At 55.5% G+C, this 19,326-nt stretch carries 16 protein-coding genes; 11 read left to right on the top strand and 5 right to left on the bottom strand.

The genetic code is table 11. The features are described 5' to 3' along the window. Positions 1-22: 22 nt before the first annotated feature. Complete coding sequence (locus V6942_RS11280) at positions 23-1,012, bottom strand: LacI family DNA-binding transcriptional regulator (protein WP_420107850.1); 990 nt, start codon at positions 1,010-1,012, stop codon at positions 23-25. 293 nt (positions 1,013-1,305) lie between these two features. Between V6942_RS11280 and V6942_RS11275 the strand changes: the two genes are divergently transcribed. The 6 genes from V6942_RS11275 to V6942_RS11250 are packed head-to-tail and all read left to right on the top strand — an operon-like array spanning position 1,306 to position 7,821. Then, positions 1,306-2,568, top strand: a complete 1,263-nt coding sequence (locus V6942_RS11275; protein WP_333501291.1) for an ABC transporter substrate-binding protein — start codon at positions 1,306-1,308, stop codon at positions 2,566-2,568. Between the two features lie 10 nt (positions 2,569-2,578). After that, positions 2,579-3,445, top strand: coding sequence for a carbohydrate ABC transporter permease (locus V6942_RS11270; protein WP_182929985.1), 867 nt, complete (start codon positions 2,579-2,581; stop codon positions 3,443-3,445). Next, positions 3,446-4,273 carry a carbohydrate ABC transporter permease gene (locus tag V6942_RS11265; RefSeq protein WP_182929986.1) on the top strand — a complete coding sequence of 276 codons (828 nt, stop codon included), beginning with the start codon at positions 3,446-3,448 and terminating at the stop codon, positions 4,271-4,273. Positions 4,274-4,284: 11 nt separating this feature from the next. Then, on the top strand, positions 4,285-5,871 hold the full coding sequence (locus tag V6942_RS11260; protein WP_333501262.1) for an alpha-amylase family glycosyl hydrolase: 1,587 nt from the start codon (positions 4,285-4,287) through the stop codon (positions 5,869-5,871). Next, positions 5,852-6,910, top strand: a complete 1,059-nt coding sequence (locus tag V6942_RS11255; RefSeq protein ID WP_333501261.1) for a glycoside hydrolase family 130 protein — start codon at positions 5,852-5,854, stop codon at positions 6,908-6,910. Before V6942_RS11260 ends, V6942_RS11255 begins: the two co-directional genes overlap by 20 nt. Next, on the top strand, positions 6,886-7,821 hold the full coding sequence (locus V6942_RS11250) for a DUF1861 family protein (RefSeq protein ID WP_333501260.1): 936 nt from the start codon (positions 6,886-6,888) through the stop codon (positions 7,819-7,821). The genes V6942_RS11255 and V6942_RS11250 overlap by 25 nt, the downstream gene beginning before the upstream one ends. 38 nt (positions 7,822-7,859) lie before the next feature. On the opposite strand, the gene ygjG is transcribed toward V6942_RS11250, so the two are convergent. Continuing rightward, positions 7,860-9,251: a putrescine aminotransferase gene (gene ygjG, locus V6942_RS11245; RefSeq protein WP_333501259.1), complete on the bottom strand. Its 1,392-nt coding sequence runs from the start codon at positions 9,249-9,251 to the stop codon at positions 7,860-7,862. 346 nt (positions 9,252-9,597) lie between these two features. Between ygjG and V6942_RS11240 the strand changes: the two genes are divergently transcribed. Beyond that, positions 9,598-11,118, top strand: a complete 1,521-nt coding sequence (locus V6942_RS11240) for a methyl-accepting chemotaxis protein (protein ID WP_333501258.1) — start codon at positions 9,598-9,600, stop codon at positions 11,116-11,118. Here V6942_RS11240 and V6942_RS11235 read toward each other — a convergent pair. Beyond that, positions 11,115-11,684: a PadR family transcriptional regulator gene (locus V6942_RS11235; RefSeq protein ID WP_106927089.1), complete on the bottom strand. Its 570-nt coding sequence runs from the start codon at positions 11,682-11,684 to the stop codon at positions 11,115-11,117. The genes V6942_RS11240 and V6942_RS11235 overlap by 4 nt on opposite strands. A 236-nt stretch (positions 11,685-11,920) precedes the next feature. On the opposite strand from V6942_RS11235, the gene V6942_RS11230 reads away from it, so the two are divergent. From V6942_RS11230 to V6942_RS11215, 4 genes are all read left to right on the top strand, one after another. After that, positions 11,921-12,685 carry a siderophore-interacting protein gene (locus V6942_RS11230; protein ID WP_333501257.1) on the top strand — a complete coding sequence of 255 codons (765 nt, stop codon included), beginning with the start codon at positions 11,921-11,923 and terminating at the stop codon, positions 12,683-12,685. A 491-nt stretch (positions 12,686-13,176) separates the two neighbouring features. Beyond that, complete coding sequence (locus V6942_RS11225; RefSeq protein ID WP_106927085.1) at positions 13,177-14,730, top strand: peptide MFS transporter; 1,554 nt, start codon at positions 13,177-13,179, stop codon at positions 14,728-14,730. A 180-nt stretch (positions 14,731-14,910) separates the two neighbouring features. After that, positions 14,911-15,210: a DUF1889 family protein gene (locus tag V6942_RS11220; protein ID WP_106927083.1), complete on the top strand. Its 300-nt coding sequence runs from the start codon at positions 14,911-14,913 to the stop codon at positions 15,208-15,210. 784 nt (positions 15,211-15,994) lie between these two features. Then, positions 15,995-16,381: a hypothetical protein gene (locus V6942_RS11215; protein ID WP_106927081.1), complete on the top strand. Its 387-nt coding sequence runs from the start codon at positions 15,995-15,997 to the stop codon at positions 16,379-16,381. A gap of 64 nt (positions 16,382-16,445) precedes the next feature. Here V6942_RS11215 and V6942_RS11210 read toward each other — a convergent pair whose 3' ends face one another. Continuing rightward, positions 16,446-17,516 (bottom strand): ABC transporter ATP-binding protein, encoded by a 1,071-nt coding sequence (locus V6942_RS11210; protein WP_106927079.1) that lies wholly within the window; start codon positions 17,514-17,516, stop codon positions 16,446-16,448. Next, on the bottom strand, positions 17,509-19,278 hold the full coding sequence (locus V6942_RS11205; RefSeq protein ID WP_182929992.1) for an ABC transporter permease: 1,770 nt from the start codon (positions 19,276-19,278) through the stop codon (positions 17,509-17,511). The genes V6942_RS11210 and V6942_RS11205 overlap by 8 nt, the downstream gene beginning before the upstream one ends. Between the last annotated feature and the right edge of the window lie 48 nt (positions 19,279-19,326).

Raw genomic sequence — 19,326 nt, 5'->3', positions numbered from 1 at the left:
TCTTCTGTTAAGCAATAGGCACTCAGGCCGTCTCCCGCACGATGAGCTGATATTCCAGCGCATAGTGGGTGACAGGCCCGTTTTTCAGGAGCAATTCCACCGCAATTTCGCCTTTATGTTCGGCGTCCTGAGCGATGGTGGTGAGGCCAAGGCCGCCAACGACGGGCATGATGTTGTCGAAGCCGGTGACGGCGACCCGCTGCGGAATGGCAAGATGGTGCTGCTGGCAGTAGCGCACCGCGCCGAGCGCGAAGCGGTCAGAGAGGCAAATCAGCGCGCTGATTTCCGGGTGTTCGCTCAGCAGCGCCTCGGCGGCCAGCTCGCCGTGCAGCTCGTCGTGCTGGGTTTCAAACAGCCAGCAGTGGGTCAGCGGAATGCCGTGCTTGCGAAAGGCGTCGCGGCAGGCGTTAACGCGCGTCAGCATCAACGTATTATCGCCGGCGACGGCGCGGCTGAGGTGTCGCATACCCTGCGCGCCGGGGCGCGAGGCGAAGGCGATAATGCCAAAGCGGCGGTGCCCTTTGCCGATCAGATAGGTGGCGATATCGCGCATTGCGGCGGCGTTATTTATCGACACGCTGCTGTATTGCGGCAGCTGAAAATCGAGCGTGACCACCGGCAATTGGCGGGCGAGGGTTTGCTGAATAACGGCCGCGTTATTGTGGGTGGCGTTCAGGATATAGCCGTCGACCAGCGTGGTCAGAGAGGGCGTCTGGTTTTCTGCGCCTTTACGCAGCGGGATGAGCACCAGGTTTATACTCTGTGCTTCGCAGCGCACGGCGATCCCGCGCATCAGTTTAATATCGTGGGGATCGATAAAGACGTAGCTCATCGAATCGTTAAAGATGACGCCGATGGTGTCTGATTTTCCGGTCCGCAGCGCGCGGGCAAGCTTATCCGGCCCCTGAAAGCCGATCGTCTGCGCATAATTTAAAATACGGTCGCGCAGCTCGGCGGAGAGTTTTTCTGGATTATTCCATGCATTTGAAATTGTAGTATGAGAAATACCCATATCTTTCGCCAATGATTTAATGGTTATTCTTTCTGTCTTTGGCCGTTGGTAATTATTATGAATTATATTTTTATTTTTTATATTCATTGGTTTTATATATTTCTATTTTCTCTTATTCGATATAGGTGGCTGAGTTTATCGTTAAACAAAAATAGTTTTGTGATTTGTTTAACGTTAAACATAAAAAAGGGATGTTAGCTTACGCAGCATTCAAAGCAGGGTAGCGGTAAGCCAATAACACTTATTGAGAGTTAGGGAGAAATATCGTGAAAGTTGCAGCGGTTGCTAAATTAATGGCGTCAATATTACTGAGTCTATGTATTTCCGGATGTGGTCCGGATGATAAACAAGATGCGCAGGATAATGCCAAAACACCGATTAAAATGTGGGTGGCGCCCAATGAAAATGAAGAAGCCTTCTGGAATAAAATGGTGGCGGAATGGAATAAAGACCCGTCCCATACGCCCGTTGAATTTACAACTATTCCTGCGGCTAATAGTTCTGAAGAAGCGATTATGAATGCCCTGGCTTCCGGAACGGAGCCGGATATTTCCAGTAATATTTTTATTGGCTTTGCCAGTCAACTGGTTGATGTCGGGCAAATTGAAGATTTAGCCAAAATGCCTGGCTTCGATGAACTGGTGAAAACGCGGCAGATGTCGTCGATTATTCCGGCCTGGCAGCTCAACGGCCAGCAAAACGTGCTGCCGATTTATGTTAACCCGATAGTCTGGTGGTGGCGCGGCGACCTGTTGAAAAAGTACGGCTTTGACCATGCGCCGACCCGCTATGAGGAGCTGTATCAGCTGGCAGAACGCCGGGCGGCGGATAACAACGGCTACGTTATGCAACTGACCGCGGGTAAAAACTGGTGGGAACGTTGGTTTGACTTTATCCCGCTGTACTACGCGCAGAACGGCGGCAAAGCGTACATTGCGGACCAGAAAGCACAGTTTAATAACCCTGCGGGTCAAGCCGTGCTGACGTTTATGGGCAAAGTATTTAACAGCAAGTGGAGCAGCTATGACTTCACTTCCGCCGATGATCCTCTGGCGACCGGCCAGGTGCTGGCGTCCGCTCGCGGGCCGTGGGACCTGGCGCGCTATCGTAAGCAGTACCCTGAGGTGCTGAAAACCATCCAGATTGGCCCGATGTTAACCGAAAGCGGCGTCGACCATCCGCACACCTTTGGCGACAGTAAAGGGATGGTTGTATTCAGCTCCAGCAAGCATAAAACGCAGGCCTGGGCCTTTATTCAGTGGGTCTTCGGCGATGCCGAGCACGACCGCACCTGGCTTGAACTGACCGGTATGCCGCCTGCGCGAGCCGATCTGATGAGCAACCCGCTGTTTACCGACTATTTCGCACAGAACCCGCTGGAAAAAGACATCGCTTCCTACGTTGACGTTGCGCTGCCGCCGGTTGCCACCACGCAAACTACGGAGATCCAGCGCAGCATGACGCAGATGCTGGAGCGCGTCATTTTCAACAATGATGCCCCAGCGAAGGCGCTGGAACAGTCGCAGCAGGAAATTGATAAGCTGCTGGCGAAATAAGGGGCGCGTCATGGCTGGATATGATTCCCGTACCGGAGGCCTGCTGGCCTCCACATGGATCGGTTATTCATTGCTGTTCTGGTTTTATCCGCTGGCCTGGCTGGCGGTGCTGAGCGTGACCCAATGGCAGTTTATCGGTACGCCCCGTTTTTCGGGGCTACAAAACCTGCTTGGCGTGGTCAATGATGCGCTTTTCTGGACGTCGATGTGGAATATCTGTCGCTTTCTGATGTGGTATATTCCGATTGTCTTTATCGCTTCGCTGCTGTTTGCCGCCGGGTTGCGGCGAATTAAATACGGCAAAAGCTTTATTGCGCTCAGTTTTTTATTAGCCAATATTTCGTCTGGCGTCGCCTATTCCATCGTTTTCTCGAAGCTGTTTAGTGAATATGGGCCAGTGAATCAATTTCTTCGTGAATCTATTGGCGTCTCGGTGCCGTGGTTTACCAACCCCGACTGCGCCATGTTATCGATTGCGCTGATCGTTACGTGGAAATTTGTCGGCTATTACGGGCTTATTCTTTATTCCGGCATGCAGGCTATTCCTAATGATATTTACAGTGCGGCAATGCTCGATAAAACCGGGCGTTTTAAACAAGGCTGGGCCATTACGCTGCCGATGATGAATCCGCAGATTGTGATGGTCATGGTGCTGGCGATAACCGTGGCGTTCAGCATTTTTACCGAGCCGTATTTAATTACCGGCGGCGGCCCGCTGAACAGCACCACCAGCCCGATGGTCGTGATGTACGAAGCGGCCTTCCAGAATATGAAACCCACCTGGGCGGCAACGATGTCCATTATTGTCGCGGGCTGCAGTTTCCTGGCCATTTGGGTTTTCCGTAAACTGTTTGAGAAGAATATCGAGATTGTGTGAATGAAAAAACTCACTCCCCTGAGCCTGGTAATTCATGCGGTGATGTTTTTACTGGCGCTAAGCTGGCTCTATCCGTTTATCTGGATGACGATTTCTTCGCTGAAGCCGACGGCGGAGATTTACACCACCGGGCTGTTTTCCGGCCATCTGACGCTGGAGAACTACACCTTCTTGTTTGATAACAGTAACCGGGCGGATAAACCCTTCCTGCGCACGTTGGTTAACTCGCTGTTTGTCTCCATGACCATTACCGTCTGCGTGACCGTGACCTCGATGCTGGTGGGCTATGCGCTGGCGAAAACTGAGTTTCGTGGGAAAAGTGCTTTCCGTAACCTGCTGATTGTGCAGATGGTTTTCCCGGTATTTATGTTCATTATTCCGCAGTTTGTGCTGATGCGTGAGCTGGGGCTGGTGAATGGCTATAGCGCGATGATTCTGCCCTACGCCATGAGCGCATGGGGGATTTTCATGGTGTCGCAGAGCTTTAAGGGCACGCCGAACGATTACCTGTACGCCGCACGCCTTGACCACGCCAGCCTGTGGGGCATTCTGCGCCATGTGATGATGCCGCTGAACAAATCCATTCTGGCCATCGTTGCACTCTTCACTTTCTCCAGCTCGTGGGACAACTTTCTGTGGCCGCTTATCGTGATGCGTGACGTCGACAAGATGCCGTTCTCGGTGCTGCTGGCGACGTTCAGTAAATCCTACGGCGTCTATCTTGGCCCGGTGATGGCGGGCGCAGTCGTGCAAATGCTGCCGGTAGTGGTGCTGTTTATCCTCTTCCGCAAATATTTCCTGCAGGGCATGTCGTTATCATTGAAATAAGGAATTAACCGGTGAGTCATCAACCCTGGTGGCAGGCGTGCACCTGCTACCAAATCTATCTGCCGTCGTTTTGCGACGGCAACGGCGACGGGCTGGGTGATTTTCCCGGTCTGCTGTCCAAAGTGGGCTACCTGAAAGCGCTGGGCGTCGGCGCTATCTGGATAACGCCGTTTTACCCTTCGCCGCTGGTGGATAACGGCTACGACATCAGCGACTACTGCGCCGTCGACCCGCGCTTTGGCACGCTGGCCGATTTCCGTGAGGTCGTGGCGCGCTGCCACGCCTGCGGCATTCGCGTGATTATCGATCTGGTGGTAAACCACGTCTCCTCGGCGCATCCGTGGTTTCGCGATGCCTGGAATAACCCTGACAGCCGCTATCGTAATTACTTCCTGTTCAGCAAGCAGCCGAACAACTGGCAGTCGTTTTTTTCCGGCAGCGCCTGGCAGGCTGAGCCGGACACCGGCGAGTACTACTACCATAAGTTCGCCCCGGAACAAGTTGACCTGAACTGGGCGAATCCCGAGGTCGAGCAGGAAATCTACCGGGTGGTTGATTTCTGGAAAGCGCTGGGCGTCGACGGCTTCCGTTTTGATGTGATTAACTTTCTGACCACCAACGGCATCGGCCCGGACAACCCGGATGAGCACAACGAACAGCGCCATGCGTTCGATGTCAACCAGCCCGATATCATCGCCACGCTGGGGCGCTTGTGCCGCTACGTGCGCCAGCAGGGCGAGACGTTTCTGATTGGCGAAATCGGCAGCGATGAACTGGATGTTCTGGCGCGCTACCAGCGCCGCGATCTGATGGACGTGGTGTTCAATTTCAATATCGGCAGCCAGAAGACCTTCGATATTGCGCGGCTGTGCGAGCAGATTAACGCCACGCGGGTCCAGCAGAGCGGGCTGCCGACGCTGTTTTTCTCCAGCCACGACATGCCGCGCATGATTAGCCGCTTTGGCGAAGGTCCGCGTGATACCGAACGCGCGCTGGCGGTGTTGGCGCTGCAGCTGACGGTGTGTGGCGTACCGTTCATCTTCCAGGGCGAAGAGTTGGGTATGCCGGACTACCGTGCGCAGACCGTGGAGCAGATCTTTGATATTCAGGGAAAAACCCACTATCACACCGCCAGGCAGCAGGGGGCTAAGGCAGATGACGCGCTGGCGCAGGCCATTGCGCATTCGCGCGATGCTTCGCGGGCGCCGCTGCTGTGGCGCGATGCGCCGTATGCGGGGTTCTCAACCGTTGAACCCTGGATGCCCGTGTGCGCCGACTACCCCGAACTCAATGCGCAATGGCAGCAGGAGACGCCGGGCTCCCTCTGGCGGCAGTACCAGGCGCTGATTGCGCTGCGCGCCGCCACGGCAGCGCTCCGCGAGGGAAAGAGCAGCCCGCTGTCGCTGACGGACGACTGTATCTGCTTTACGCGCCAGACGGCCAGCGAGTGCGTCTGGGTCGCCATCAATTTTGGCTCGCCGGTGCCGAACCCCTTACGGGATATCGCCGCCGACGTGCTGTACGGCACAGATGCCCAGCGGTTGGGCAAAAATCAAATTTTGATGAAAAGGAGCGTTCATGAACAGACACAGCGGTAATCCACTTATCACCCCAAAAGACGTGGTGCCTTCTCTGCCGGGGCGCAAAGTTGAGTGTGTCTTTAATACCGGCGTGACCGAATACAACGGCGAAATTATTCTGCTCCTGCGCGTGGCGGAAAGCGTGCTGAGCGACAACCCGCAGCAGATCGTCGTGCCGCTGCTGGAACAGCAGGCGCAAGGCTGGCAGCAGGCGACGAAAACCTTCGATCGCGGCGACGACCGCTTCGACTTTAGCGATCCCCGCACCATCGTACTGAAAAGCGATCCGGCGGTGGTCTGGCTGACCTCGATGTCCCATCTGCGTCTGGCGCGCAGCAAGGACGGCGTAAATTTCACCATTGATACCCAGCCTTTTATCATCGCCGATAGCCGCTATGAAGAGTTTGGCTGCGAAGATGCGCGTATTACCCGGATCGACGATCTCTGGTACATCAACTACTCCGCCGTTTCGTCGCTGGGGATCTCTACGGCGCTGGCGACCACCCGCGACTTTATTTCGGTAGAAAAGCGCGGGCTGATTCTGTGCCCGGATAACCGCGACGTGTGCTTCTTTCCGGAAAAAGTCGGTGGCCGTTATATGGCGCTTACCCGTCCCGCGCCGTGCCACTTTGGCCATCCGGAGATTTGGATCTGCGAGTCTCCCGATATGCTGCACTGGGGGAACCATCAGCACCTGCTGGGTCGCTCCGGCGACGAGTGGGACTCACGTAAGTCCGGCGGCGGCGCGCCGCTGATTAAAACCGATCGCGGCTGGCTGGAGATCTACCACGGCGTTGATGCCGATCAGCGTTATTGCCTGGGGGCGCTGTTGCTCGATCTTCACGATCCGCTGAAGATTCTGGCCAAATCGCCGGTGCCGCTGCTGGAGCCCACCGCTCCGTACGAACGCGAAGGTTTCTTTGGCAACGTGGTGTTCACCTGTGGGGCGCTGGTCCGCGATGATACGCTGCACGTCTGGTACGGCGCGGCGGATGAATGCACCGCGCTGGCGACGCTGCCGATGGATGCCCTGTGGCAGCATCTCGGGCTGGCGTGATGCGCGACAACGTTGACGACCTCTACCAGCGCTACCGGGCGCGGCCGCAAACGGGACACCGTGGCAAAATACGCTTCTCAGGCGTTGATGGGCTGGACGTCTATAACCCCACCGCACCGTTCAGCGATGGCGAGCGATGGTGTATTGCCGCGCGGACAGAGGCGCGAGACAGCGAGGTATCTCAGGTACGCTTTTTCGCCTGGGATGGCCTTAATGCTGCCGCGCTGCTGGACGATATGCCGACGTATGCGTTGCAGGATCCTTTCGTGGGTCGGATTGGCGGACAGCTGCTGTTCGGCGGCGTAGAGGTTGCCTTTATGCCGGAAGGCGAGGTTCGCTGGCGGACGCAGTTCTTCGCGGGCCCCTGCATTTCGGCGCTGCGTCCGGTGGCAACCGGCCCGTGGGGGATGAAGGATATCCGCCCGGTTGAGCTGCCCGATGGGCGTCTTCTGGTCTTTACCCGTCCACAGGGAGAGCCCGGCGGGCGCGGCACCATCGGCTGGGTACTTTTATCGCGGCTGGAGGATCTCAACGCGCAGACTCTCGCTAACGCTACGCTCATCGATCACGTTGATCCGTTGTGCTGGTGCGGGGTGAACGAAGCGCGGGTGTTGCCGGATGGGCGGGTCGGCGCGCTGGCGCACGTGGCGCGATATGACGAGCAGGGCAACCGGCATTACTACGCGGCGCGCTTTCTCTTTGACTATCAGCAGGGCGTGAGCAGCCCGATGGCCATTATCGCCTGTCGGGACGATTTTTTGCCCGGCGAGAGAAAACGTGATGATTTACGGGACGTGGTATTTCCTGCCGGTTTACTGGAAAGTGAAACGGGCGAAACGCGGCTGTTTTGCGGCACCAGCGATTGCGAGGTGCAGTGGCTGGACATCGCTTCACCGTTTAGCGGCGAATAAAAATAACGCCCCCCTACGCTGTCGTAGGGGGCGTGAGTTTACTGCTCGGTGGTGAGCTGATCCTGGCTAACGCGCAGAGCAGCCAGCGCTTTACGTGCCGCTTTCAGCACCTGGTCACACTGTTCTATCGTCAGCGTTAACGGCGGCTCAACGCGGATAGTTTTCGCGTTGTTGAGCGTGCCGGCTACCAGAACGCGCTGGCGGAACATCTCGCTGGCAAAGTTGTAGCCGATTTCGTTATCGACAAACTCGATAGCCATCAGCATCCCCTTACCGCGCGCTTCCCGCACCAGGTCTGGATATTCACGCGCCATTGAGCGGAAGCCGTCCAGCAACATATCGCCCTTCTGTTCCGCCTGGGCAGGCAGATTTTCAGTCAGCAGTACGTTGATGGTTGCCAGCGCTGCCGCGCAGGCCAGCGGATTGCCGCCAAAGGTGGTGGTGTGCAGGAACGGGTTGTCGAACAGCACCGAGAACACCTCTTCAGTGGCGATGGTCGCGCCAATCGGCATCACGCCGCCGCCAAGGGCTTTCGCCAGGCATAAGATATCCGGCTGCACGTTCTCATGCTCGCAGGCGAACATCTTGCCGGTGCGCCCCATGCCGGTTTGCACTTCGTCAAAGATCAGCAGCGCGCCGAACTCGTCGCACAGCTTACGCACCGCGGGCAGATACCCCTGCGGCGGCAGGATCACGCCGCCTTCGCCCTGGATGGGCTCCAGAATTACCGCCGCGACGTCGTCGCCTGTTTTCTGGCACTCGCTGAGCATTGTGCGCATCGCGTCAATATTGCCGAACGGTACGTGGCGGAAGCCTGGCAGCAACGGCATAAAGGGCTTGCGGAAGGTTGACTTGGCGGTGGCGGAAAGCGCGCCAAGAGATTTACCGTGAAACGCGCCGCTGGTGGCGATAAAGGTAAATTTGCCGCGCGGCGATTGATACGCCTTCGCCAGCTTCAGGGCGGCTTCGACGGACTCGGTGCCGCTGTTGCTAAAGAAGCTGTATTTCAGTTTGCCCGGTGCCAGTGCGGCCAGCGTTTTGGCGAGCATGGCGCGCAGCGGATCAAGCAGTTCCTGGCTGTGAAGCGGCTGTTTGGCGAGCTGATTCTGTACGGCGGAAACCACAGTTGGATTACGGTGCCCCACGTTGAAAATACCAAAACCGCCCAGGCAATCCAGAAACTCCTGGCCCTGGGTGTCGACAAGCGTATTTAATCCTCCCGCCTGCCACTCTACGGCTCCGTAATCCCCACCGGCAGTTACAGATTTTCGGTACTCTAAAAACCCCGGATTCACATGCTCTTTAAAGTATTCCCTGACCTCCTGGTTAAGTGCTTTCATCTCCTCATGGTCAAGCGTGCGCTTTTCAATGAGATTCAGTGCGTGTGCGCTGCAGGCTAAAGCCGATGCGCTGGAAGGTAACCTGTTCAAAATATGCTCCTGGGGGTCACGTATCACACGATACTGAGATTAAGTATTGCAGGGATTACGCCACTTCAGTGGCGGCAATGAAAATCGGGATAAACGCCTGTGAAGAACGGGGGTGTACAAGATTTAATCGTCCAGCGCAGCGGAGGGGCATTTGGGGGCGGTATCGGCAGAGGGCACGCTGCGCCATGAGAGGGCAGGTTTTGCGCCAGGATAGCGCGGCATAAAAAAAGTAGGGCTTTTGCTCATTTTGCGATCTAACGCAAAATTAACAATTAAGATTAATTAAAATCCCTCCGATATAACAATTGTAATACATTTTCTTTCTGCACCTGAAAAGGATGTCCGTATGTCTACCCTGTCCGATCTGAACGCGTCCGCCTCCCTGCTGGACGAACACACCACGCTTATGTCGACCACCGACCTCAATAGCTACATTACCCACGTCAACGATGACTTTGTGAAGGTCAGCGGCTACAGCCGCGAAGAGATGCACGGCAAACCGCACAACCTGGTGCGCCACCCGGATATGCCCAAGGCGGCGTTTGCCGATATGTGGCGCACGCTCAAGCAGGGGGAACCGTGGAGCGGCATTGTCAAAAATCAGCCAAAAAACGGCGGCCATTATTGGGTGCGCGCGAACGCTATCCCGCAGGTGCGTAATGGTAAAACGATCGGCTATATGTCGATTCGGACGCGTGCGACGGCCGAAGAGGTGGCCGCCGTCGAGCCGCTGTATCAGGCGCTGCGTGAAGCGCGCAGCCATAAACGCCTCGATAAAGGTCTGGTCGTAAGCAAACGCTGGTGGGGCCGTCTGTCTGCGCTCCCGCTGCGCTGGCGCGCCAGAAGCGTAATGCTGGGATTTTATCTGCTGCTGGCGGCGAGTCTGCTGGCGCTGAGCGCGCCGGTGTCGGCGGTACTGGTGTCAGCGCTGATTCTGCTGCTGACAACGGCGGTGTTTGAATGGCAGATCGTTCGCCCGATTGAAAACGTTGCGCGTCAGGCGCTGAGCGTTGCGACCGGCGAGCGTAATAGCGTAGAGCATCTGCAGCGTAGCGATGAACTGGGGTTGATGCTGCGCGCCGTAGGCCAGCTGGGCCTGATGTGCCGCTGGCTGATTAACGATGTCTCAAGCCAGGTCAATAGCGTGAGCAACGGCAGTGATGTGCTGGCGCGCGGTAACGAAGACCTGAATCAGCGCACGCAGGAAACGGTGGTTAACGTCCAGCAGACCGTGGCCACCATGAGCCAGATGGCCACGTCGGTGCAGAATAACTCGCAGACCGCAGCGGAGGCCGACAAGCTCTCGCTGGCCGCCAGCGGCGCGGCGGCGCAGGGCGGCCAGGCGATGCACCGGGTGGTACAGACGATGGAAGAGATTGCCGACAGCACCCAGCGTATCGGCTCGATTACGACGTTGATTAACGATATTGCCTTCCAGACCAATATCCTGGCGCTAAATGCGGCAGTAGAAGCCGCGCGGGCGGGAGAGCAGGGGAAAGGATTTGCGGTCGTGGCCGGCGAGGTGCGACATTTGGCCAGTCGAAGCGCAACGGCGGCCAACGAAATTCGTCAACTGATAGAAGCCAGCGCCAGCAAGGTACGGTCGGGATCCGAGCAGGTGCATTCGGCAGGGCAAACGATGGATGACATTGTCTCGCAGGTACAGAATGTCACCCAACTGATTGCACAGATTAGCCAGTCAACCTCCGAGCAGGCGACCGGGCTTTCTGAGTTAACCCGTGCGGTATCGAAGCTCGATGAAATCACCCAGATGAATGCCGGGCTGGTGGCGGAAAGCGCCAACGTATCGGCGATGGTTAAGCACCGCGCCAGCCGACTTCAGGATGCCGTCACCGTACTGCACTAATCCAGCTGTGAAATCTCCAGCGCCGCGCGGTCGATGACGCCGACAATCTGCTTGAGCTGCGCGTCGCTGATTTCTTCCTGGTTAACTTTCAGGTCGAGTACGGCCTTGAAGTTATCCAGGGCGCGCTTCATTTGTGGGTGCTTACGCAGTTCGTGACCGACCATTCTGGCCTTCAGACGCACCTGAATCTGCGCCAGCTGTTCTTCGCTCTCCGCCAGCGCCTGCGTTCCTTCGGCGGTAATGGCGATCTTTTTGCGGCCGCCATCCTCTTCGTGCACGGTAATCAGCCCCTGATCTTGCAACAGATCAAGCGTCGGATAGATCACTCCCGGGCTCGGGCTATAGTGGCCCTGGGTCAAGGCTTCAACGGCCTTAATCAGCTCGTAGCCGTGGCTGGCGTTATCCTTCACGATGTTGAGAATGACCAGACGAAGCTCACCGTGGCCGAAGAAACGCTGGCGACGTCCGCCGCCGTGGCCCTCACCATGCCCGCCGCGGTGTTCGCACTCGCGATGCCCGCCGCGATGACCACGGCCACGATGTTCAGTATCAGAGAAAGGTTTCATTGTTTTTTCCTTATCGTTATTTAGATATATCTAATTTATATCTAATAATGATGATTTAGCAATACAGAAATAAGTAATTTTTTTAATTAATTGATAATATTTGTTATTTTTTGTTGTGTCGGTTTTTTGTTACTCATTTATTGCTATATCATAAAAACTGCTTGCTTTCTGTTTAACTAGCAATCATTATCATTTGCAAATTGTTTAGATATATCTATTTGTGAGAGAGACGCCAGATGAAAGAAAAAAAGTACCCACAGCGCGTACGTAATGAACTTCGCTTTCGCGAACTGACGGTGCTGCGCGTCGAGCGTATCAGCGACGCTTTTCAGCGCGTTGTGCTGGGCGGTGAAGCGCTTGATGGCTTTAGCTCGCGCGGTTTTGATGACCACACCAAGCTGTTTTTCCCTGAGGCCGGGATGACCATCACGCCGCCGACGGTGACTGATGAAGGGATTGTGTGGGCCGAAGGCGTTCGCCCACAGTCGCGAGACTACACGCCGCTGTACAACGCTGAGCGTCATGAACTGGCCTACGATTTCTTTATTCACGAAGGGGGCGTCGCCAGCCGCTGGGCGATGAATGCCAAAGTGGGCGATACGTTAACCCTCGGCGGGCCGCGCGGCTCGCTGATTGTGCCAGAAGATTATGCATGGCAGCTTTACGTTTGCGATGAAACCGGTCTGCCGGCGCTGCGTCGCCGCTTGATAGCGCTGAGTGCGCTAGCAAAGCGCCCGCAGGTGACTGCGCTGGTGATGGTGGGGAATACGGCGGACAAAGCCTATCTGGCCGGATTTGATGACGTGAACATCGAGTGGATTAGTGGATATGATAGCGCCGCCGTGGCCGCGCGGTTGGCGCAGCTTAAGGTTCCTGAGTCAGATTACTTTATCTGGCTGACCGGTGAGGGTAAGGTGGTCAAAAAACTGACCGACGATTTTGTGACCGACGACCTCGACCCTCAGTTGGTGCGTTCCAGCGCCTACTGGCACGCAAAATAACGCTATTTTTCCTCCTGCGGCCGCCGATGATTTTGCTGCGGCTGCCGATATCAATGGCGCGTTCTTGCGCCATTTTCAAGGCCTCCCGACAGCAGCAATCTTGCTGCGATCATTATTGCCACTTATCGGTTATGTACCGTTGAAGAGGCTCTTTTCCCTACTTTTTATACTTTTATTTTCCCCGTCTTTGACGCAATTATTGTCGAGTTTTGATTTGATAATTGTTTGTTTTATATGGTAAATAAAACAATGTTTGCATGATATTGTGATGTCAATCACCTTAAGCGTTTTGCCAATGCAAAATCTATAAAACTAGATGTTTGTCGAGTTTTCATCTAAAAATAGCGGTGAAGGGGCTAGACATGACCATATTATGGTTATCAAATGGTTAAAAAACACCGAGCTTAATGTGAAATTTCGACAAAATTAGAAAATGACTAGCCTGCTTACACGACTTACCTGCGTTACAACGCACCTTCTCTGGAGAAACTATGCATTCCTCTGTTAACAAACACGAAAGCCGTACCTTTTTCGGTCACCCGTATCCGCTCGGGTCGCTGTTCTTTACCGAAATGTGGGAGCGCTTTTCGTTTTACGGCATTCGCCCGCTCCTGATCCTGTTTATGGCCGCGACCGTGTATGACGGCGGCATGGGGTTAGCGCGTGAGAATGCGTCGGCCATTGTGGGTATCTTTGCCGGCACGATGTACCTGGCGGCGCTGCCGGGCGGTTGGCTGGCAGATAACTGGCTTGGTCAGCAAAAAGCCGTATGGTACGGCTCAATTCTGATTGCGCTGGGTCACCTGTCGATTGCGCTCTCCGCCTTTATGGGCGACAACCTGTTCTTTATCGGCCTGATGTTTATCGTTCTGGGATCGGGGTTGTTTAAAACCTGTATCTCCGTGATGGTCGGTACGCTGTATAAAAAAGGCGACGCCCGCCGCGACGGCGGTTTCTCGCTGTTTTACATGGGCATCAACATGGGCTCGTTTATCGCGCCGTTGATTTCCGGCTGGCTGATCAAGTCACACGGCTGGCATTGGGGCTTCGGTATCGGCGGTATCGGGATGCTGGTGGCGTTGGTTATCTTCCGCGTGTTCGCTGTGCCGGCGATGAAACGTTACGACAGCGAAGTTGGGCTGGATTCCACCTGGAATAGCCCGGTCGCTAAGAAGAACGGCGTGGGGGCCTGGCTGCTGGCGCTGGCGGTTGGCGTAGCGGTCATTATCACTCTGATTGCCCAGGGTATCATCGTGATTAACCCGGTCGCGGTGGCGAGCGTGCTGGTGTACGTGATCGCCGCGTCGGTCGCGTTGTACTTCGTTTATCTGTTTGCCTTTGCGGGCCTGAGCCGTAAAGAACGCGCGCGCCTGCTGGTGTGTTTTATCCTGCTGGTGTCCGCCGCGTTTTTCTGGTCGGCGTTCGAGCAGAAGCCCACCTCCTTCAACCTGTTTGCTAACGACTACACTAACCGCATGATCGGTGATTTCGAGATCCCGGCGGTGTGGTTCCAGTCGATTAACGCGCTGTTTATCATTCTGCTGGCTCCGGTGTTTAGCTGGGCCTGGCCTGCGCTGGCGCGTCGGAACGTGCGTCCAGGCAGTATCACCAAGTTTGTTATCGGTATTCTGTGTGCGGCGGCGGGCTTTGGCCTGATGATGCTGGCGGCACAGAACGTGTTGAGCAACGGCGGGGCTGGCGTATCGCCGCTATGGCTGGTGGGCAGCATCCTGATGCTGACGCTCGGTGAACTGTGCCTGAGCCCGATTGGCCTGGCGACCATGACGCTGCTGGCGCCGGAAAGAATGCGCGGCCAGATGATGGGCCTGTGGTTCTGCGCCAGCGCGTTGGGTAACCTAGCAGCGGGCCTGATTGGTGGCCACGTTAAGGCTGACCAGTTGGACATGCTGCCGGATCTGTTTGCCCGCTGCTCTATCGCGCTGCTGATTTGCGCGGCAGTGCTGTGCGTGCTGATTGTGCCGGTACGCCGGATGCTGGAAAACAGCAAATCCAGCGCGGAGCAGAGCCCGACCACTCACGCCTGATTGTTCTTTCTGCGGTATCAGCCGGCGCTTGGGTGCCGGCTTTTTTTTGTCCGTAAAACGATAAAACGGGGGATACTTCACGAAAAAGTGCAATAACGTGAGCTGTTTCTTTGTAATCGCTGCTGATTCCGGGCAATAGTATAGACTTGTTTACTACGTGGTTAATTTAAGGACATGAATATGCCAGCAGTCATTGATAAAGCATTGGATTTTATTGGTGGTATGAATACGTCTGAGCCGGTGCCACAGTCTATGGACGAAAGTACAGCGAAGGGAATTCTCAAGTATTTGAACGAACTGGGTACGCCGGTGAGCGCTGCCGACATTACGGCACGAGGCGATCGCGATGGCTGGAATGCCGGGTTTACCCAGAAGGTTGTGGGCTGGGCCGAGAAGGTCGGCTCTGGCGATCATATGCTGATTAAAAACCCGGAATATTTTTCCGATTACATACGTGAAGAGCTGCGCGCTCTGGTATAAACCGTCCTGTATGCCGATAAGGCGGATGTGAAAGCATCCGCCTGCCGAAGCCACTCATTGTAGTGGCTTTTTGTTGCCTCAAATACCGATAAATAGCCCGGACAGCGAGTATGATGATGGCGGTTATTTAATCTCTACGGCGGTTAAGCTATGCCATAAATGTGATTCAGTTGCCGTGAACTGTATTGTGGATATATTTTGTGGTGAACAGCGGAATTATCCTGAATTGGTTTTTATTATGATTTCAGATGTATTGATTAAAATATGAATTATTCAAAACCTTATTTTCATCTTCTCCTGCTTTGATTGTCAGGAAGGCAAGAAGGTGCAGGCGGCAAGCGCACTGTGAAAGATTAATTAGTCAGTTAATTATTTCAATGTTCTTCTGAAAAATAATGCCTTATCCGGTGCGTAACGTGGCAATATTATTCACGAAACAGTAAAGGGGCATTTCTATTAAATGGATTTCATTCGAAATCCATTGTGTTGAATCATTTGTTATTTTTTAACAATATTATTTCCATTGAATAACAAAGTATAAATAACATGGCGTTTTTTTAGCGTTATGATCTTATTTTATACATGTTCATGTGTTTATTTATTAATGTTGTTTGAGCGTGATGCCGATGAAACATTCCAATATTAATGCGAGCAGTTTTAACCCCTGATTTCACGCATGATGTGGTTAGCGTTACCCATTTCAACATTCACAGCGACAGGCTAAAAAACCAGCGCATTTCTGGCGCCGGTTTTACTTTATTATAAGTTTAACAAGATATTACTAATGAGATTTCACATTCTGGCTGCCATAGTCATAACTACCGCGTCACATACCGCTTGGGCAAAACAGCACGCCGATGATTGTTTGCAGGTCGTGGGCCAGGCCTATGCCTTTATTGAACAAGCGCTAAAAGAGAAGCCCGAACTGGCATATTCCCCCGTTCGTACGAATGAAACGTCCGGCATGCTGATGGAGGCTTGTATGGACGGTATGACGCAAGGCCATCACCACGACACGGGCAAACTCACTATGTTATTTGAAAATGTCGAAACCGAGTCCCACAGACTGCATCCGAGCCTGGAGCAGTCGCGTTTTTTAGTCAACCACGAAGCGATGGCGCAGGCATATCTGGACGGTTACGAAATCGGTAACGATGGCGGGGCCCGCTAAGCGCGATGGCGGGATGCCGCTTATGATCGGGCTTCGGGGCGGCAATCGCCGCCCCTGTTTGTCGTCAGGATTTTGGAAACACCCAGACGTGCTGTTCCGGCAGTGCCAGATGACAGTGCTGTGAACCGCGTACATCGTTACCGTAAGCGCGGATAACAAAGTTATCGCCCGGCGTGCGGAACAGGTACTCCCAGCGGTCACCAAGATACATGCTGGTGAGCAGCGGCAGCGCCAGCTGATTCTCCCCCGGTCCCTCGACCAGCGCCACGCGCTCGACGCGGATCACCGCGGTGCCTTCATGACCCACCTGTATCCCTTCACCCGCCTGGCCCCACAGCGTCCAGCCCTGGCCTTCAATACGCGCTTTGCCGTCCCGAATCTCGGTCACTTTGCCGTGCAGCCGGTTGTTGCTGCCCATAAACTCGGCCGTGAAGAGCGTTTTCGGTGACCCGTACATCTCCTGCGGCGTGCCCTGTTGCTCAATTTTGCCGTTGTTGAGCAGCAGAATACGATCGGAAATTGACATCGCTTCGTTCTGATCGTGGGTCACCATCAGCGCAGAAAGCCCCAGTTTGATGATCAGCTCGCGCAGGAACACGCGCGCCTCTTCGCGCAGCTTCGCATCAAGGTTGGACAGCGGTTCATCGAGCAGAATCACGGGCGGGTTGTAGACCAGCGCGCGGCCAATGGCAACGCGCTGCTGTTGGCCGCCGGAGAGCTGGTGCGGGTGGCGCTTGCCCAGGTGCCCCAGACCCAGTTGATCCAGCACGTCCTGCACGCGTTTGTTGATCTCCGGACCGGGAACCTTGCGCAGCTTCAGCGGATAGGCCACGTTCTCAGAAACGGTTTTGTGCGGCCACAGGGCGTAAGACTGGAACACCAGCCCCAGATTGCGCTCTTCGGCCGGAATTTCGCTGCGCGGCGTGCCGTCGTAGACTTTGCGATTGCCGATGGTAATTGCGCCCTGCGTGGGCTTTTCCAGCCCGGCCACCGCCCGTAGCAGCGTGGTTTTCCCGCTGCCCGAGGGGCCCAGCAGAGAAACCACTTCGCCGCGTTTAAGGTTCATGGTCACGCCCTTTAACACCGGGTTATCGCCGTAGGTTAAGTGCAGGTTTTCGACCGATAATTCAATCATGTAATTTCACTCCAAAACGAAGGGCCACACCCAGACCGACCACCACCAACAGAATGTTAATAAACGAGAGCGCAGCAACGATATCAATTGCGCCAGCCGCCCACAGGGACACCAGCATCGAGCCGATGGTTTCCGTCCCCGGCGACAGCAGGTAAACGCCCGTTGAGTATTCCCGTTCGAAGATCAGGAACATCAGCAGCCATGAACCAATCAGGCCGTAGCGTGAAAGCGGAATGGTGACGTGGCGGGTGATTTGTCCACGCGTCGCGCCGGTACTGCGCGCCGCTTCTTCCAGCTCCGGCCCGACCTGCAGGAGCGTTGAGGAAATCAGCCGCAGGCCGTAGGCCATCCACACTACCGTGTAGGCCAGCCAAACGCTGAAAATGGTGCTACGTAACGAGCGCAGCCAGACTATCAGGGTATCGCGCAGCCACTGTGACCACGGCATGCCCGAAAGCCAGCCGGATTTCAGCGCGTTATCGAGCCACATCGGCAAAAACAGGAAGACCCACAGAAATGCCAGACCGGCGAGCAGGCCTGGTACCGCACGGGGGACCAGCACGCTGTAGTCGAGGAAGCGCGTGGTGTTATCCGGTTTACGGTGCATCGCGATGCCAATAAACAGATAGCAGCCCACCGCCAGCGCGCCGCCGATCACGCCAATGGCCATGGAGTTGACGATGGCCCGCAGCAGGTTCGGCTGCGCCCAGATGGTGCGGAACGTATTGAGCGAGAGCTCGTCCCAGAGCGACACGCCAACGCCCCAGTTGGAGATAAAAGCGCGGAGCACCACGCCCATCAGCGGGACGCCGATGGTCACGGTGAGCCAGAAGGCGACTACCGCCCCTGCCACCCAGCGCCATTTCCCCAGCGGCAGCGCGCGCGCCTGTGAGGCCTTTCCCTTCATGGTGACAAAGCGGTTCGCCGTACGCATCAGGCGGCGTTGCAGCATGACCAGCGGAATAGTCAGGCAGATAAGCACCACCGCCACCGCGGCCATCAGATGGTAAGACGGCGTACCAAGCTTATTGGTGAGCTGATACAGGTAAGTCGCCAGTACCATGTTGCCTTCCGGATCGCCCAGCACCAGCATCAGGCCGAAGACTTCCAGGCCGAGGAAAAACAGCAGCACAATGGCATACAGAATGGACGGCCGGACCATCGGCAGGCTGACCGAGGTCATGACCTGTAGCGGAGACGCACCGGCGATCCGCGCGGCTTCTTCGACGTCCGAACTCACGCTGCGCAGCGCCGAAGAGATGTACAGATAGGCGTGCGGAACGTGGGTCAGCCCGGCGATGACCACGATGCTCGACATGTCGTAAATGTTCCACGGGACGAAGCCGATCAGCGACTGCGCCCACAGCGACAGGAAACCCACGGGACCGGCGGCGACCACGTAGCCAAATGCCAGCACCATCGGCGAGACAAAAATGGGGACCAGGATCAGCGGTTCAATTAACCGTCTGCCGGGGAGATCGGTGCGCACCATCAGAAACGCCAGCACGCCGCCGAGAGGGATGGCGATGATGACGAGGCCGAAAGCCAGAATAAACCCGCTTTTCAGCGCCTTGTAGAAGTCAGGGTCGGTAAAAATGAAGCCGAAGGATTCCAGGCTCCAGGTCTTTGCCGGTGAAAAGAAGGGCGCGGACAGGAAGCTTTGGATCACAATAAAGGACAGCGGCGTGTAGATAACCAGCGCGGTGAGCAGCACGACGACGCCGCGCGGCAGGCTTTGCCACTTTCTGCGTAATGCATTCATAAGCGAAGAGATCCGATAACACGAATTCAGGTAGCGAGTAGCAAGCGC

The sequence above is a fragment of the Kluyvera genomosp. 2 genome (assembly GCF_036759865.1).
GTDB classification, from domain to species: domain Bacteria; phylum Pseudomonadota; class Gammaproteobacteria; order Enterobacterales; family Enterobacteriaceae; genus Kluyvera; species Kluyvera ascorbata_B.
This window is presented reverse-complemented; position numbering and strand designations above follow the sequence as displayed.

Bases quoted from the DNA above. Each gene is read 5' to 3' on its own strand.
- V6942_RS11280 (WP_420107850.1), bottom strand. From the start codon at position 1,012: ATGGGTATTTCTCATACTACAATTTCAAATGCATGGAATAATCCAGAA.
- V6942_RS11275 (WP_333501291.1), top strand. From the start codon at position 1,306: ATGGCGTCAATATTACTGAGTCTATGTATTTCCGGATGTGGTCCGGAT.
- V6942_RS11270 (WP_182929985.1), top strand. From the start codon at position 2,579: ATGGCTGGATATGATTCCCGTACCGGAGGCCTGCTGGCCTCCACATGG.
- V6942_RS11265 (WP_182929986.1), top strand. From the start codon at position 3,446: ATGAAAAAACTCACTCCCCTGAGCCTGGTAATTCATGCGGTGATGTTT.
- V6942_RS11255 (WP_333501261.1), top strand. From the start codon at position 5,852: ATGAACAGACACAGCGGTAATCCACTTATCACCCCAAAAGACGTGGTG.
- V6942_RS11240 (WP_333501258.1), top strand. From the start codon at position 9,598: ATGTCTACCCTGTCCGATCTGAACGCGTCCGCCTCCCTGCTGGACGAA.
- V6942_RS11235 (WP_106927089.1), bottom strand. From the start codon at position 11,684: ATGAAACCTTTCTCTGATACTGAACATCGTGGCCGTGGTCATCGCGGC.
- V6942_RS11230 (WP_333501257.1), top strand. From the start codon at position 11,921: ATGAAAGAAAAAAAGTACCCACAGCGCGTACGTAATGAACTTCGCTTT.
- V6942_RS11225 (WP_106927085.1), top strand. From the start codon at position 13,177: ATGCATTCCTCTGTTAACAAACACGAAAGCCGTACCTTTTTCGGTCAC.
- V6942_RS11220 (WP_106927083.1), top strand. From the start codon at position 14,911: ATGCCAGCAGTCATTGATAAAGCATTGGATTTTATTGGTGGTATGAAT.
- V6942_RS11215 (WP_106927081.1), top strand. From the start codon at position 15,995: ATGAGATTTCACATTCTGGCTGCCATAGTCATAACTACCGCGTCACAT.
- V6942_RS11210 (WP_106927079.1), bottom strand. From the start codon at position 17,516: ATGATTGAATTATCGGTCGAAAACCTGCACTTAACCTACGGCGATAAC.
- V6942_RS11205 (WP_182929992.1), bottom strand. From the start codon at position 19,278: ATGAATGCATTACGCAGAAAGTGGCAAAGCCTGCCGCGCGGCGTCGTC.